The following is a 16,221-nucleotide window of genomic DNA, read 5'->3' on the forward strand; positions in this document are numbered from 1 at the left end:
CCTTATTTTTCATATTGTTAATGTTTTAATAAAATCAATCTATTAATACTTAAACAACTATTTTTATAACATCTAATTAAATCATCTCTTTACATTACGTACGTAAATGATTATAATAGAATATATTATTACGTACGTAAGGAGTGTAAAATGAATAATAACTTTTTTTATTCTTTTCCTGCGATAAAAGGAAAGCAAGCTAATAGAGATTTTTTTGTTATTATGTGTCCTCTTTCAATACTATCTAAATTATTTATATTCAGTGAAGACGAATTACCACCTGAATATAGAGCACAAAGGATTCTAAATAAAAATCGTATACCTATAATTGCTCAATACATAATAGACAATCCTAAAGACTATGTATTCTCTTCACTAACGGCATCAATTGATGGCAATTTTGAGTTTCTACCATTTAACAATGAATTAGATAAGAACATAGGAATCTTGAAAGTATCTATGGATAGTAGATTACTAATTAATGATGGGCAGCATAGAAGAGCTGCTATTGAAGAAGCTTTAAAAACAGATCCCTCTCTTTCTGAAGAAACAATATCTGTTGTTATCTTTATTGATGAAGAGTTAAAACGTAGTCAGCAAATATTCGCTGACTTAAATAAACATGCTATTAATGTTTCAAAATCTATTGGAATTCTATATGATTCAAGAGACCCAATTGCTATTATATCCAAAGATTTGGTTGAATCTAATGAACATTTAAAATATTATACTGACAAAGAGAATGCTTCTTTATCTAAGTTCTCTTCAAAATTATTTACTTTAAGTAGCATACATGAAACTAATAAAAAGTTACTAAGCAAACTAAATCTAACAGATAAAGAATCTATTTATTTTGTAAAAGAGTTTTGGGACATTCTTTGTAATTATATGAGTGAATGGCAACTAGTATTTTCTAAAGAACTTAGTCCTGCAAAATTTAGAGGAGAATTTATTAGTTCAAGTGGTGTCCTGCTTGAAGCATTAGGTCTTGTTGGCAATTATTTGTACAAAAATCATCAAAAAAATTGGAAAGACATTTTAAAAAATATTAAACATATTAATTGGAATCGAAACAACCTAGATGATTGGCAAAATAGAGCTATAGGAACAAGCGGAAGAATTGTAAAAAGTAGCTACTATATTAAACTTACAAAAAACCTAATAAAGAAAAAACTTAATTTGCCATTAACCAAAGATGAACTTAAAATTGAAAATGAACTTTAAAAAAAGGAAGGCAACTATAATGATCAATAACTTTACAGATAATTTAAATTATATACTAGAAGAAATGAAAAAGGTATATCAGCATGATAATAGGCCTTGGATTATTGGATATAGTGGAGGTAAAGATAGCACCGCTGTTGTTCAACTAGCTTTTAAAATGTTAACTTCTTTACCTAAAAGTAAAAGGCATAAGCATATATATATAGTTTCTTCTGATACCTTAATTGAAAATCCTATAGTTTTAGGTTACTTACAGACTAATTGTGATGCTATAAATAGATATGCCAAAAATACACTTTTACCTATTTCATCACATATAGTGTACCCAAAATATGATAATACTTTTTGGACTAATATAATTGGAAGAGGATTACCCACACCTACTTCAATTCGATTTAGATGGTGTACTGAACGTTTAAAAATTAAGCCCTCTAATGAGTTTATCAAAAAAAGAGTTGAGGAAAATGGTGAAGTTGTTTTGCTACTTGGAGTTAGAAAAGATGAAAGTTTATCACGAAAAAGACGAATAGAAAACAGAGAAATAGAAGGATATTTATTTACGCCTCATAATACTATCAACAATACTTATGTATATAATCCTATCGTAGATTTAACAACAGATGAAGTATGGAAGATACTTTTAAGCAATAATGGTAATACTCCTTGGGGTACGAATAATAATGATTTGCATAATTTATATATGGGCTCAGATGGTGGAGAATGCCCTTTTACAATTACTAAAAATTCTAAAGGTCAAGTGGATACCCCTTCTTGTGGTAATTCGCGCTTTGGTTGCTGGTGTTGCACCGTTGTAGTTCAGGATAAATCGTTGACTGGTTTTATTCAAAATGGCGAGGAATGGTTGCAGCCTCTTCTAAATTTCAGAAATTGGTTAATAAGTATAAGAGATAAGCATGAGTACAGAAAACAATACAGAAGAGATGGTAATCATTATTATAAAAAATTGCTTTTAGATAATCTACCTTTAATACACAACTTAGAATTAGACAAAAACTATATTTTTAATAAAGGAAATAAGGAATATGTTGATCTCAAAAATTCTGTAGAAGACATCCATAAAGGCAACAAAGAGTCTTCAAATAAAGAAAAAATATATCTAGAGTTATTGCCTTTAATTAATAATTATCAAATTGATCCTTCTAAAGTTTTTGAAAGTGATAAGGGACGTTATATAAATGTACTTGGATATGGCCCTTTTAATTTTAAAGCTAGAAAAAAAATATTACAAAAATTATTAGAAACTCAAAAAAAGATTAACAGATTTATTGACTTTCCATTAATAACAGTTGAAGAACTTGAAGTCATCGATAAAATTTGGGATGACGAAGAAGATTTAACTTGTCATTCATTGGTTGATATTTATAATAATGTCATGGGGAAGAAACTGCCCTGGCATGATTTTAAAAAACCAATTTTTGATAATGAAACTCTAATTAAAATAAAAACCCTAAATAAAAAATTTAATCTTCCTGATAATTTAATAACTTCTTTATTAATAGAAACTAATAAAAATAAACATTTTACAAACAGAACAATATTAGATAGATCTATTTCAAAGATTTTAAATCAAAGATATTTACACAAAAGCATAGTTGAGGAGATAGAAAATGATTATTAATAGTATTAAGCTCAAAAACTTTAAATCATATGAAGATGAAACTGAATTTTCTTTCACTCCTTCCCAAAATAAAAACATAGTTTTAATCGGTGGGGAGAATGGCTCTGGTAAATCCACATTATTTGAAGCGATTAGGCTTTGTATTTATGGTCCTAGCTCATATGGATATTTAGGAAATAATCCAATTTACTTAAATAAAGTTAAAAATAATATAAATAACAATGCTTTTAAGAATGAAATTGTTGACTGTAATATTTCAGTTACTTTATCCTTCTTTGAAGGAACTCAAATAATCAAATACATTTTAAATAGAAATTGGGTTTATGTTAATCAAAAAATAATTGAAAACTTTCAAGTTTTTAAAAATGATAAATTGTTAACTGAAGATGAAGCTAGCTTTTTTAATAAGTATCTTCAAGCAAATCTTCCCCATTCTTTGTTTAATTTTTTCTTTTTTGATGGGGAAGAACTCAGCGAGTTTTTTAACAATAAAAATTCGTCACATAGTTTTAAAGAAGCGGTATTACAATTATTCAATTATGATACTTTCAGCGTTCTAAAGAAGCATCTTCTATCTTTTCAAAGAAAAATTACAAAGGAAAATCGTAGTCTTACAAATATTGAAACTCAATACGATCAATCATTAGAAACCTTAACTAGTGTACAAAATAACATTAAAAAGATAGAAGTCAAGCTTGCTAGTAAAAAGAATAGTCTCCATACATTACTTATTCAAAAAGATTTATTAGAGAAAGATTTTAAGACTTCTGGTGGTATACTAGAAAATGAGGAAAAGTCCATAAACTCCAAGATAATATCTCTAGAAAATGAGAGAACTTCAATTAACCAATATATTAAGGACTATTGTAATGACATATTACCATTTCTTTTAATTACTGATTTATTAAAAGAAACTATAAAACAAATCGAAAAAGAAAATATTATTTCTTCTTATAACAGCATTAAAAATAAACTTTCAGGAGATATAATTCGTAAATCACTATTATCTCACAACATATGTGATATTGATGAATCTAAATATAATGAGCTTGCAACTACAATAATTAACCAAATGTTTAATATAAAAGAACTTTCTACTTCAAAAGAAATATTAATGTTATCTTCTGAACAACAAAATAATGTTCTAGCTATTATTAATGCTATATGTAGTGGTGAAAACGACTTAAAAAACAAATTACTTAATAGCTATAATAGAATAAAAGAAATATCAGAACGTATTAAAGCATTAAGAGATAAGCTAAGTTCCTCGGTAACTGGTGATTTTGTAAACAGTTATTTAGTGAAAATAAATAGCATTAATGACAAGATTCATTCTACTGAAAACGAAATACTATCTTTAAATTATGAGCTTAACTCATATGTTGAAAAGGAGAAAACAGCACTTTATAATTATAGTAGAGTTAAAAATACTTATACTTCATTCATGCAAAATGATAATAATTTAAATCTTTCATCTAATATAACTGAGTATATTGATACTTTGCTAAGTGAATTAACTCAAAATAAATTAAAACTATTAGAAAAAAATTTTATAGAAATTTTTAATACTATAATAAGAAAATCCGACTATGTATCTAGCATCGTAATTGACTCAAATTTTGAATGTACTCTTTATGTTTTAAAAAATTACAGTACACAAGATATTTTGAATATTATCAACAACTTAGGAGTTAAAGATATTACAAAAAAATATGGATTAAAATTTGTTGAAGATCTTTTATTAAAATATAGAGCTAAATCTTTTGATGATTTATTGGTTTTAATTAATTCTACTCCTTCATATAATTGTATAAATTTAAGAACTAAAGTCAATGTTAACGATCTTTCTAAAGGTGAAAAACAAATATATATTCTTTGTTTAATTTGGTCACTAATTAAAAGTTCTGAAAAAGAGATACCTTTTATACTTGATACACCTTATGCAAGAGTAGATGAAACTCATAGAAAATCATTAACGAATAATTATCTTCCTAATATAAGTAACCAAGTTATACTTTTGTCTACTAATGAAGAAATAGATAAAAGTATATATAAAATCATTAAACCATATATTTGCCATGAATATTTATTGCTTTATAATGAAAAAGAAAGAAAGACAGAAATTAAAAAAGGCTATTTTGAGGTGTAATTATGGGATTTAGATTAAAAACATCAAAAAAAACTAAAGAAATTTTTGAGTATATTGGAGCTAGTAGTAACCTTAAACCTTTTGCGCTCTGTAAAATTGCTATATCGTTATCACTTAGAGATATAGATTCTATTGAAAATTTTGAAGATACAGATATACATGGATTAGAGCTACAAAGAGCTACAGTTACTGGTGAATATGATACTATATATAAAGCCTTAATGGAAATCAAACTACAAAGGCACTTAAGTGATGATGAATATTATCCTATCTATACTAAAAAACATATTGATAAGGGAGCACAATTACTTTCAAAGCTATATGAATATTCAGGAGGAAATCTCGAGAAATTTTTAACACACATTACAATAAAAGGAGGTATGTCCCTATGAATTATCTTGATAATAGTTCTACTACCCCTATAGATCCTGAAGTCTTAGATGCTATGCTTCCATATCTAAAAGAAGAGTATGGTAATCCTTCAAGCAGATATTATTCTTTAGCTGTTAATGCAGAGAAGGCTGTTGAAGAAGCTCGAGAAAAAGTTGCTGCCTTAATTAATTCAAAACCTGAAGAAATAATTTTTACTGGAGGTGCTTCAGAAAGTAATAATTTTATTATTAAAGGTGTCGCAGATTATAAAAAGTACTATGAAAACAAAGGAAACCATATAATAACATCTACTGTTGAGCATAAATCTGTACTTCAAGCTTGTAAATATTTAAATGGAGATATATTTGATAATAGAATTAGAAATAATGCTGTAAGTAAATTTGTAAAAATAAAAAACACTTTTAAAAAAGTGGATAGAGGTTTTAATATTACTTTCCTTAAAGTTAATGAGTTTGGGCAAGTTAATCAAGAGGATTTTAAAAACGCTATTAAAACTAATAGTATATTAGCATCTTTTATTTGGGGCAATAATGAAATAGGTTCTTTAAATCCAATTAATAATTTATGTTCTATAGCAAAAGAAAATAATATACTATTTCACTCTGATGCTACTCAAGTACTTGGTAAAATTGATATAGATGTGCGTAAAGTCCCAGTAGATTTTCTATCTTTTTCAGCCCATAAGCTTTATGGCCCTAAAGGTGTTGGTGCTGCTTTTATAAGAAAAAATAACTATGCACATACTCCATTAACTTCTTTAATTCATGGAGGTCAACAAGAATACGGTTATAGAGGGGGTACTCATGCTGTTCATAACATAGTTGGTTTTGGTAAAGCTTGTGAAATAGCAAAAAGAGATATGAATAAGTATATAAAAAAGATAATATCTCTAGAACCTGAAGTAAAAAAAATACTCAATATCAAATATCCTGGTATTGAGTTTTTAGGTGATCAGGATAATAAAATTCCTGGAGTTATAGGTATGATTATTCCTAATATAATTAATGAAATTTTTATTAAAGATTTATCTAATAAAGTAGCTATTTCTGCTGGTTCTGCATGTGGAATTAGTGAACCGTCTTATGTTATTGATGAGATTGGCAAAAAATCTGTTAGTTCACAATTTATACGTTTAACTTTGTCTAAATATTCTTCTATTAATGATCTATTTTAAAAAATAATAGCTAACATAAACAATTTTTGTATGTTAATGTTAGCTATTAAATGTACTCTAATCAATGTTTTATTCAATTAACTGCCAAAATGCTTTGTCCTTCATATGAATTATTTCGTCTTTCATCTTTACAAGACTATAGTGCTTATTTAAACTTTTAATTTTATTATACAATCTTTCTTCTTCTTGTTTATTCTGAGTATTAAATATATATTTAACGTCTTTATTGCTTAAATCAGAAACATTGTGAATAACCCAAGTCAGAATATAATTTGCATAATCATTTTCGCCTGTAGAAAAATGACTTAATAGTTGAGTAGACAAAATCGTACCAACACCAAACTCTCTTCCTTCTTTCAGTATATTCTTTATGGAAGTAAAGTTCTTGCTTAAAAAATTATCTGCTTCATCTACTAAAATTATTTTATCTAATTGTCTAAATTTTCCTTGTATTTTACTATGCCCATGAGCTTGCATCTGAGAATAAAATAAATCTAATGTTATTGCTACTACAAGGTTTTGTGTTCCTGTATCATAACCTGATAAATCAATGACTGTCACTCCATTAATTAAGTCAAATAACGCACAAGTTTTATTTGCATTTGGCTCAAAAATTTGTAACTTGATTAGTTTTCTAAAGGCCGCATAAAGGCTATCGTCTTTTTTAATGTCTTCTCTTTCTTCATATATATCGTAAACATCTTTTAATGTTGGAGCTGTATATTTCCATGTATCAGGTACATGACTCAATATCCCTTTTCTACTGTACGCTTCTTCTATTAAATCCTCTAGTAATGCTTCCTGCTTTTTACCTAATCCAAAAGCCTTCACTATAGTCTCTGCAAAAGTACTACCTATATGGTAGGGTAACATAGGCATAGGATCGTCTGTTAGACTAATTGTAAAAGGATTAAAAGGCAGTTTAAATAGCTTATATATATCTGCATTTGTAGCATTAACAAAATCCATCTTTGATTTATTATAATCTCCTTTATAATCAAAAATAAGTATTCCTACTTGCTTACCATCAACATTATATTGCATCTCTCTATAAATTTGAGTAATTATAGATTTAGTAAACTGTGTTTTTCCAGTTCCCATGGTTCCAATTATCCCAGTATTAGTATGAAAAACTTTATCTGTATCATTAGGATACCATATTACTTCTTTATTATTATTCCAGTTATGTCCAAAAAGTATTTCTATACTTCTTGAACTTTCATCAGTTACTTCTTTTCTGTCTTCTTTCACCCGATTTTCTTCTAGCTGTATTTCCTTTCCCATTTCACAATATTTATCTTGTGATACGGCAACTAAATCTATTAAATTAATATTATTTTCTTCTATATTTATATTTTCTAAAACTGTTTTTCCAATAACATTTCTAATATCATGAATAGATTTAGTTAAGAAACTAGCTGCACTATCCTCTGGTACTTCAAGAACTAATATGTCATCTTCTATTTTCCTATTAATACAGGTAGCCCCTCTTTTAAATGAAATAACTGCCCCTTCTCCCATATCCTTTTGTTTAATATTAGTTACTTGATACTCTTCATTTAATAATTTCTTTCTTAAGTCTGAGTCCATTACCATTTCCCAATTTTCTTCATTACAGACATCATAAAGATTTAGTTTTTCTGCACTTATTATTACTAACTGCATAAGAAAATTTCTATATATTTTTTGAATGCTAGTTGTTTTTTCTCCTTCGATCGGCAACATAATTCTACAGAAGATATCCTTTGTAGATTTAACTTGTTCTACACCTTTGTCAATATATGTATCTTTATTATTACCAATTTTGACTTCTATAGGATAAAAATGTACTATCACTCTATCTTTTAAAGCTTCAATACCAAACAATAAAATATCATCGCTTTTGTATCCACTTTTGTCAATCCCCAGATCTTTTAAGCTTATAAAAGCATCTGTTTGCTTAAGACCAGCACCACCTGAGATTCTTAAAACTTCCTCCAGAGATATTGGTACCCATATAATATTATGTTTTTTGAATTCAGCTAAAGCTAACTTTATCGCAGATAATATACTTATCTTTTCTTTTGGAAAATATGATTTACTACTCAGTAATCTTAATAACCAATCCCCATTTATTGCATTAAACATGTTTATAATTATTGGAGAATATTTTTCTACATTTTCTATTCCTTTATTATATAAAAACTCCTCTATAACTTTTTGATAGGGACCTGATTTTCTTGTTACTGTTATTGCATCATATCCACCAACTGTTGTGTATTGATCACTATAATGTATTATTAATAAATCCTTAGCTCCGGGATCATTTTTAAAAAAGTTTAAGTCAACTTTTGGATCTATAAATGTTACCCAATGACTAGCATCATAAATTTCATCTAATATTCCATTACTATTGCTAGGCATAGAAATAGCTTTACATTGAGTACTATTAAAAGGTTCTCCTGATAATGCAGCATTTAACGCATTAACCTTAACTGCTGTTTCCATTAAATTACTATTTTTCTTCGCATACTTAGTTCCAAATCCAGTTCTATATGAATCTCCTAAAAATGCCGATGGTATTCCTGAAATTAATCCATCCAAAATAACACCTGAAGGTATATCCTCCATCTTAGATGTTACTGATTTAATCTTATTATTCATCTCTATAAATGTTATATGCGAATACTCAACACCATCTTCTATTCTTTTAGAGTAAAATTGAACATTTTCTCTATAGAGATTTAATATGTCTTCTTCAGACATGTTATCTATGTTTAAATCCAAGTTATAAATTTCTTTTAAACTATGAATATCATCATTAAAAGCTACCTCTTCAAAGGCGTTAGTAACATTTTTGTTTGAATATATAAAGAGTTCTATGGGTAGGATATTATTCTTGTTTTTTAGTTGTTTTATATAATACTTAAATATCCCTTCCAATATTTCCTTACTGTCCCCTGTATTTATAAGGTTAATTTTAATAGGGGTATTATCGCCCATATTAAATATATATTTAAAGTGCTCTATAAATTCTTGTATTTTTTCACTAATTAGCTTAGAAACAAAATTCCTTGAACTCTTATATCTAGGTAATTTTTCATCTACATAGTATTTCCACTCTGGCGAATGATGTTGTTCTATAGCAATGTATAATCGTTCTTCTTTTCCTGAAATATAAGGTAGTAAGTATGTAGATGTTAATTTTTTGATTATATCTTGTGAAATTTGATGCATTACTACCTTTTTATCAATATGTAATTGATAAGCAATATTTAGTGGCGATAGTGGTGAATGCAATATTTCCTCTTCCTCTATCTCCCTTTTAATAGTTCCAATCTTGAGTAAATTTCTTTCTTCTTCTCCTAAATAACTTCCTTCTTCAATTCTATTTAAAGCACATTCATATGCTTGCATAAACTCCATATAAAGCTTTTTGATTTCATCATTTAGAAAAGTTAGGCTTGGCAGTGAACCATTAAGCTTATAGTATTCAATTATAGCATTATACGCTTTGTTTACTTCTCTATCAATGTTTATATTAACTACTTCAACTCCTTTAAAGGTTTCTTTAAAATATAGCCCTTCTGTTTGAATTATCTCTTTTTCTAATTCAATATTTTTCTTAAATTCGTCTCTAATATATCTCTCGTTAGTCCCATATTTTAATCTATTATCTCCAACTAACTTAAAATTAATTTTTTTCTCACGTTTTAATTTCCAAACCTCTAATCCACCAATATAATTTACCTTTTGATTGGTTGCTTTTAATCTTATTGGTATAACCTCATCATTTATTTTAAGTTCAAATTTTACAATACCATTATCATTGTCATATTGAAATGTATCACTTATTTTAAGTAAAAGTGTCTCATCATATTCTAATGCTATTCTTTCACCATTTTCAGTAATTTCATACCTATTTTCTTTTTTTTGGAACTCATTAAATGCAAATTCTGTTTCATCTGTATTTAATGATATACAACAATTTCTAAGGCTATTATTAATATTTAATGAGTATTTAGTTTTTATACTTTCTAAGTATTTCTCTTGTATATTTAGCAATAAAATTTTAAATTCAAATTTTATATTTTTTTCCTCTTGATAAATAACTTTATAAAAATTTGTTTTTTCTAAAATGTTAGATATAACTACCTTTAACTTTTTTCCTGATTTAATTGCTTCAACATCACCAAAAACTCTAATTTTTTCTTGTTTTAGAAAATCATCAAATCTAAATTCTAATTCTAACTTTTCCTCTCGATTTTTACTAAAAACAATTATGTTTCTTATCCTTAACTTTGCCGTAGAATCTCCTTCAGGTTTATCCCATTCAGTATTACATCCTATATACTCAAGATATTTTATGTTTTTTTTGTTTTCTATTGATTTCTCTATATCTTTAAAATCATTTGATTTCCATTCCTCACCTTTTAATTTTGAAATACCTCTTTCATCAAAATATTTCTCTAGTTGAGTATCCGGATTACCATAATTATGAATTTCATCTACCCTATTAAAATAAAGAGCATTTTCTTTAATTCTTTTCTTTAATTTTTCTCCTGTAAATTCTTTTATTTTAGAATCATAAAATAACCCAAAATTTTTGTAATATTCCTTTTTAATACAAGCTTCATTTACTATAGATAATAAATCCATATATTCAAATACAGACGTATTATCTAAAAAAGCATCCCTTTTTTTTCTATCTAATTCAAACTCGATTATTTTTTTATCCACTTCAGAAAAAGAAGCATCAACTAGCTTTTTCTTTATGTCGTTCTCTAAAGAAGTTATATGAAACGGCATCCCTTCTTTATTAAAAGACTCTGTTCCCCCTATAATACTATCTAAATTGCTATTATGTATAAATATTATTGCCTTATCTTTATATCCTTCCTCTACTCCTACCATATTCCTTAATCTAGTTAAAAAATCTGGTTGTATATCATCTACAGTCGCTGCTATAATCAATTTGACCTTATTAAAATTTAGCATATATGAAGTATATCTTACATTCCCCTGTCTATCTTTATATTGAAATTCTTGGCAGTACCTATATTCCTTTAATTCTTTATAAAGCTTTCTTACCTGATCTTCTGTTTCAAACTGAATATTGTATTTATCTCCTACGCCCAATGAGTTGCTCCTAAAGAAATTTATTACCTTATCTGATAAATAATTATAAAATTGATTTAACATATTGTGCATCCCCACTATCCGATTTTTTTTCTAATATGTTTAGTTTCTCATACAATTGAATAACCCTTTCTTTAGAATCTTTATCAAAAAATACCCCTCTTTTTTCAAACTCGCTAAACAATAAATTCAACTTTATTTTTTCACGATTTTTTATACAAACCTTAGTTAAGAATATAATATCTTCTTCTGTTATATTTAAGTTATAACCTAATTGTCCTCTTCTTTTAGCAAAATTTTCTTTAGCAAATTTTATAAACCAGTTTTTATAAGCATCATTTGCTCTCGTTCTAGTTGACTTTTTAAACTGATGTTTTACTACATCAAATAAATAATATACTTTATCAAACCCTTTATTTCCTGTTGATATATCTTTATGCTGAAGAGTATCCCAATCAATGTCATTACCTAATTGATTTTTGTAGATCTCTATAATCTGATTTATCTCGTTTGCAACATCATTTTCATCTAAACTACGGAACAGTTCATGAATCTCTATATAACCTAACTGTTTTTCTTGACCATGATGATTTAAGAGTTCTAATGTTATTACATGAGAAAATAAGTCGCTAACTTTGGGCTCCAGACACTGCCATCCTAATCTATAGGCTGTTCTGTTTTTTGAAGTTTTTTCCCAATCTAATGTGTAGTAAATTAAATCGGGCCTAGTTAAATCGGCTTCTTGAAATTGAGATAATTTTATACTTAGTTGAGTAATATAAAACATATAATAAAATTCAATAAATCTTTTTATATAACTTTTATAAGTTTCTTCATTCTGCATCAAAAATGAAAAATCTTTTATAAACAATTCTTTTATAAAAGGTAGATAACAATTATATTTTTCTACTTCATTGCTCTTTTCTTTAATTTCTGGTAGAGATTGTAATACTGACTTATATAATATATTGTCTTTATTTATATTATATAATCTGTGTATACCATTATCTAAGTCTTTACTATATAAAACAGAAATCATAAAATTAGCTATATTCTCTTCCTGTTTTGTTGAATAAATGTAGTTTAATGCTTTAATATTAAAATTAACTAATTCATCTCCATCTATAAACATAGTTTCAATTATATCCTTAAACTTTTCTTTAGAGCTTTCATTTTCATAATCATGAATTTTTTCAGCAACCTTATCTAAAAATAAGTTCACATCAATTTTTTCCTTAATTTCTTTATTAGAAATCCCTCTTGAAAAAGCTCCAACTACCCCTTTAAAATTGGAAACTAAGTTATTTTCATTAGCTTTATATGGTAATAATCTATATTTTTTCCCTTGACTATTTGTGAGCCCACCCGTTTCCTTGAATTGAAAACTTTTTCGTATCTCTTCAAAATTAATTTTATATCTTATTTGTTCTATCATACACTACATCTCCATAAATCTATATTGTTCAAATTCTTCACTATATTCAAGTCTATACTTTCTATTTTTTTCTCTATTTTTCTCCATAAATAGTAGTTCTTTATATTGAGAACCTGATTGCTCTATATCATTTATAAATTCAACGAACCTGATAGCTTGATTCTTATCTTTTTTATTTGGTCTGTACCCATTTTTAACTTTTATAAGTAACTCATATAAAGAATAATCTAACTGAATTTCTTTACCCTCGCTTAACTTATCTCCTCTATATCTAATGTTCATGGTAATCAAAAACTTATCTAACTCTACTTTATCATCCTCAGGAAGATTTTTAGTATCTGCAATAAGTTCTATTCTTTCAGATACTTTGTACTTCATCTGATGTTTACCTAAAAAGATATTAATTGAATCTTTTTCAGATTCGCCATTCCATTTGAGTATAGCTTCTTTAATACTGTCATATAGAATTTTTAATTCCGCTTTATTCCCTCTATTCCAATCATATAATCTTTTAATGTATTCTTCGTAAAGCTGATCTTTTAAAGAAAAAAGATTTCCAACACCACAAAAATTATAGCTTCTAATAAATAGTTTTAGAAGTTCATGTCTCAACTCCTCATCTTCTTTTTTAGATAGTTCTTGATTTCTAATTTTATCAATGTATCCTTGAGGATAAGCTAAATATTTATCAAAATATTCCATTACATCATCAGCATTAATAAATTCAATTATAAACTCATCTACTTCAGAATTTCTTATATTTAAAGGATCTAATGAATTTAAGGACTTGAAAATAAAAGATAATTCTTTATGATTGAATAATATATTAAATGTAAGAGACTTTATATAATTCTTTGCATTAATATTAGCTATCTTATTTTTCACATTTGGAGAACTAGCATCTATAAAAGATCTTGAAACTATGATTTCATATAAAAAATTCAATAGTGCTCTTGTTGAAATTATTATCTTATTTTTGATAACGCATTGAATTAGCAAATCTACTATACCTTCTTTAACTTTTTCTACACTTAATAATTCATAATTTGATTTTATAGGACAGCAGCCTCTATTTTTACATGGTTTACAGTTGGTTTCATATGAAAGAAAGAAATTATTTAACTCTGATGGGTCTGTAATTTTATTTATCAATGATTTTATGTAATCGGAGTATACCCTTCCATTTTTTAGTGTAAATAAATGATAGTCTCCAAAATTTACAAATTGAAATGGATTTTCATCATCATACTTATTGCAGCATATTTTAGTTTCTAATATTTTCTTATCTACAACAAATTTCTTTAACTTAGAATATCGATAACCATACTGAGAGTCAATAAAGTTACTAAGCGTTCCCAAGTTTATAGCTAATATTAATTTTCTTTTACTTGTTTCTAATTTATCGTCACTAAATTCATCTAACTCTTCATTTAAAGTATCTATAGATGTTTTAGTTGGATCATAACTTTCTGTAGCATCATTATGCAATTTAAACTTAGCCATGTCTGAAGGATATTTATTATTTAAATAAGATATTATATGTGACTTACCGTCTCCAACACTTCCACATACAAGTATTAGACTGGCTCCATCTTTTTTACTTTCTCTAAAAATAATTTTTTCCAATTCCTCTTGTGACTTTCTTGGTACATGCATATACATCTTGAATTCACTAAACTCAGTTAAATTTTCAACTGCTTCTTTAGACGATTCTTTCAACTTACTTAACTCTTCTATTAAACAATATCTTTCCACTTTATCAGTCACTTTCTTTCACCCTTCTGCCCAATAATATCAATTATTTATCATTAATAAATCCCAAAAACTATTTATATGTCAAATAAAAAAGTTTAGAGACAGCATCTTTACGACATTTTAAGTAAACTCTACTATTTACATTACATTCTATCATTAAGAATTTCAACATGCAACTGTATCATTGGGCAATTATGGCAAACGCTAAAATATTTCATCAAAATATTCTTTCATTATTGAACAATAAATTTCATCATTATATAACCTATTAATAACATCAACTGTTGATTTTGTATAGTAATAATCACATTGTTCATTATTAAGCTCATGCAAATAATTTATTATGGTACTATATTTAATATCAACTAATTTTTCTTTCACTTCATATAAATAGAATGTTTCATGGGGCTTGTTCCCTGCACATAAAACCCTTATATTACAGTTTAAAAACCCTTTCATTGTTCTATTATCTAAAACCCCTAAATCATATATTATAAAGTCAAAAGCTGTGTCATTACTAGAATTTATCCCTTCAAAGGCAATCCCTTTATATCTGTAACCATCGTCAATTTTCTTCATTTTGTAGTGCTCAGCTATTAATTGTAAATGCCCACTTTCATTGGCTTCTACATAGCTCACATTAGCTCCTATGGAATTCAAATAAGCAGCAAATTCCATGGCAATAGTAGTAGTTCCTACTCTATTTTGGGTACCAACAACCCCAATAGGAATCTGCTTTTCTTTAAAATCAAAAGAGATACTCTCTGCTTCATCACATAATAATCCAAACTTCTTTTTTACATAGCTTTCTGACATTCCTTCAAATAAACTCATCTTAATTTCTTCTTTTAAAGCTGTTACTTCTTGTTCTGTAATGATATCAAAAATCCCTAGTCCAATTAACTCATGAACTAGGGATTCGTTTATTTTATCCATATAAAAAACAACCCTTGATGGATTGCATTTTCTAAATATTTTTATGGAATTAATAATTTCTTCATCTGAATTTGCAATACAACTAAGGTCTATGACGATAATTTCTATATGCCCTAATCTTTGTATCGATTTGCTTAAAAAAGACATTAAATCATATTCTCCAACATACTTTTTTAAAATAACTTCCTCTTCATCATTTATAAAATCTAATACGTTGATATTCTCCTTACTACTTAGATAAAGAATCACCTGAGCTACTCCCTTCTCTAATAATTTCAAAATTCTTAGGTATTTCATACTCTATTTCCTTTGGTTTATAAACAAATAACATGATTATGCCTGCAATTATTATTAATGAATAGACTATTATTTCTACCATATTTGATTTATTCATTTTC

The 16,221-nt window shown here is 26.9% G+C and carries 10 protein-coding genes; 5 read left to right on the top strand and 5 right to left on the bottom strand.

Annotated elements, in window-relative coordinates; all coding sequences use genetic code 11:
- Positions 1 to 150: 150 nt before the first annotated feature.
- Genes dndB through B5X81_RS15175 form a run of 5 tightly spaced genes read left to right on the top strand, consistent with a single transcriptional unit; the run spans position 151 to position 6,579 of the window.
- On the top strand, positions 151 to 1,224 hold the full coding sequence (gene dndB, locus B5X81_RS15155) for a DNA sulfur modification protein DndB (protein WP_079492852.1): 1,074 nt from the start codon (positions 151 to 153) through the stop codon (positions 1,222 to 1,224).
- A 19-nt stretch (positions 1,225 to 1,243) separates the two neighbouring features.
- Positions 1,244 to 2,863 carry a DNA phosphorothioation system sulfurtransferase DndC gene (dndC, locus tag B5X81_RS15160; protein WP_079492950.1) on the top strand — a complete coding sequence of 540 codons (1,620 nt, stop codon included), beginning with the start codon at positions 1,244 to 1,246 and terminating at the stop codon, positions 2,861 to 2,863.
- Positions 2,853 to 5,012, top strand: coding sequence for an AAA family ATPase (locus B5X81_RS15165; protein WP_079492854.1), 2,160 nt, complete (start codon positions 2,853 to 2,855; stop codon positions 5,010 to 5,012). Before dndC ends, B5X81_RS15165 begins: the two co-directional genes overlap by 11 nt.
- 2 nt (positions 5,013 to 5,014) lie before the next feature.
- Complete coding sequence (locus B5X81_RS15170) at positions 5,015 to 5,404, top strand: DndE family protein (RefSeq protein ID WP_079492855.1); 390 nt, start codon at positions 5,015 to 5,017, stop codon at positions 5,402 to 5,404.
- A complete protein-coding gene (locus B5X81_RS15175) occupies positions 5,401 to 6,579 on the top strand; it encodes a cysteine desulfurase family protein (protein ID WP_079492857.1) in 1,179 nt (392 codons plus the stop codon). Before B5X81_RS15170 ends, B5X81_RS15175 begins: the two co-directional genes overlap by 4 nt.
- 69 nt (positions 6,580 to 6,648) lie before the next feature.
- On the opposite strand, the gene dptH is transcribed toward B5X81_RS15175, so the two are convergent.
- The 5 genes from dptH to B5X81_RS27515 all read right to left on the bottom strand — a co-directional run bounded on the left by dptH (position 6,649) and on the right by B5X81_RS27515 (position 16,217).
- Positions 6,649 to 11,760: a DNA phosphorothioation-dependent restriction protein DptH gene (gene dptH / locus B5X81_RS15180; protein WP_079492858.1), complete on the bottom strand. Its 5,112-nt coding sequence runs from the start codon at positions 11,758 to 11,760 to the stop codon at positions 6,649 to 6,651.
- On the bottom strand, positions 11,741 to 13,132 hold the full coding sequence (dptG, locus tag B5X81_RS15185) for a DNA phosphorothioation-dependent restriction protein DptG (RefSeq protein ID WP_079492860.1): 1,392 nt from the start codon (positions 13,130 to 13,132) through the stop codon (positions 11,741 to 11,743). The genes dptH and dptG overlap by 20 nt, the downstream gene beginning before the upstream one ends.
- A 3-nt stretch (positions 13,133 to 13,135) precedes the next feature.
- Positions 13,136 to 14,899 carry a DNA phosphorothioation-dependent restriction protein DptF gene (dptF, locus tag B5X81_RS15190; protein ID WP_079492861.1) on the bottom strand — a complete coding sequence of 588 codons (1,764 nt, stop codon included), beginning with the start codon at positions 14,897 to 14,899 and terminating at the stop codon, positions 13,136 to 13,138.
- Positions 14,900 to 15,091: 192 nt separating this feature from the next.
- A complete protein-coding gene (locus B5X81_RS15195) occupies positions 15,092 to 16,072 on the bottom strand; it encodes a hypothetical protein (protein WP_079492862.1) in 981 nt (326 codons plus the stop codon).
- Complete coding sequence (locus tag B5X81_RS27515; RefSeq protein WP_170917446.1) at positions 16,053 to 16,217, bottom strand: hypothetical protein; 165 nt, start codon at positions 16,215 to 16,217, stop codon at positions 16,053 to 16,055. The genes B5X81_RS15195 and B5X81_RS27515 overlap by 20 nt, the downstream gene beginning before the upstream one ends.
- Between the last annotated feature and the right edge of the window lie 4 nt (positions 16,218 to 16,221).

Source organism: Maledivibacter halophilus (genome assembly GCF_900167445.1).
GTDB classification, from domain to species: domain Bacteria; phylum Bacillota; class Clostridia; order Peptostreptococcales; family Caminicellaceae; genus Maledivibacter; species Maledivibacter halophilus.

Excerpts from the sequence above, each read along its gene's own strand:
- dptG (WP_079492860.1), bottom strand. The coding sequence starts at position 13,132 with ATGATAGAACAAATAAGATATAAAATTAATTTTGAAGAGATACGAAAA.
- B5X81_RS15165 (WP_079492854.1), top strand. The coding sequence starts at position 2,853 with ATGATTATTAATAGTATTAAGCTCAAAAACTTTAAATCATATGAAGAT.
- B5X81_RS15170 (WP_079492855.1), top strand. The coding sequence starts at position 5,015 with ATGGGATTTAGATTAAAAACATCAAAAAAAACTAAAGAAATTTTTGAG.
- dndC (WP_079492950.1), top strand. The coding sequence starts at position 1,244 with ATGATCAATAACTTTACAGATAATTTAAATTATATACTAGAAGAAATG.
- dptH (WP_079492858.1), bottom strand. The coding sequence starts at position 11,760 with ATGTTAAATCAATTTTATAATTATTTATCAGATAAGGTAATAAATTTC.
- B5X81_RS15175 (WP_079492857.1), top strand. The coding sequence starts at position 5,401 with ATGAATTATCTTGATAATAGTTCTACTACCCCTATAGATCCTGAAGTC.
- B5X81_RS27515 (WP_170917446.1), bottom strand. The coding sequence starts at position 16,217 with ATGAATAAATCAAATATGGTAGAAATAATAGTCTATTCATTAATAATA.
- dndB (WP_079492852.1), top strand. The coding sequence starts at position 151 with ATGAATAATAACTTTTTTTATTCTTTTCCTGCGATAAAAGGAAAGCAA.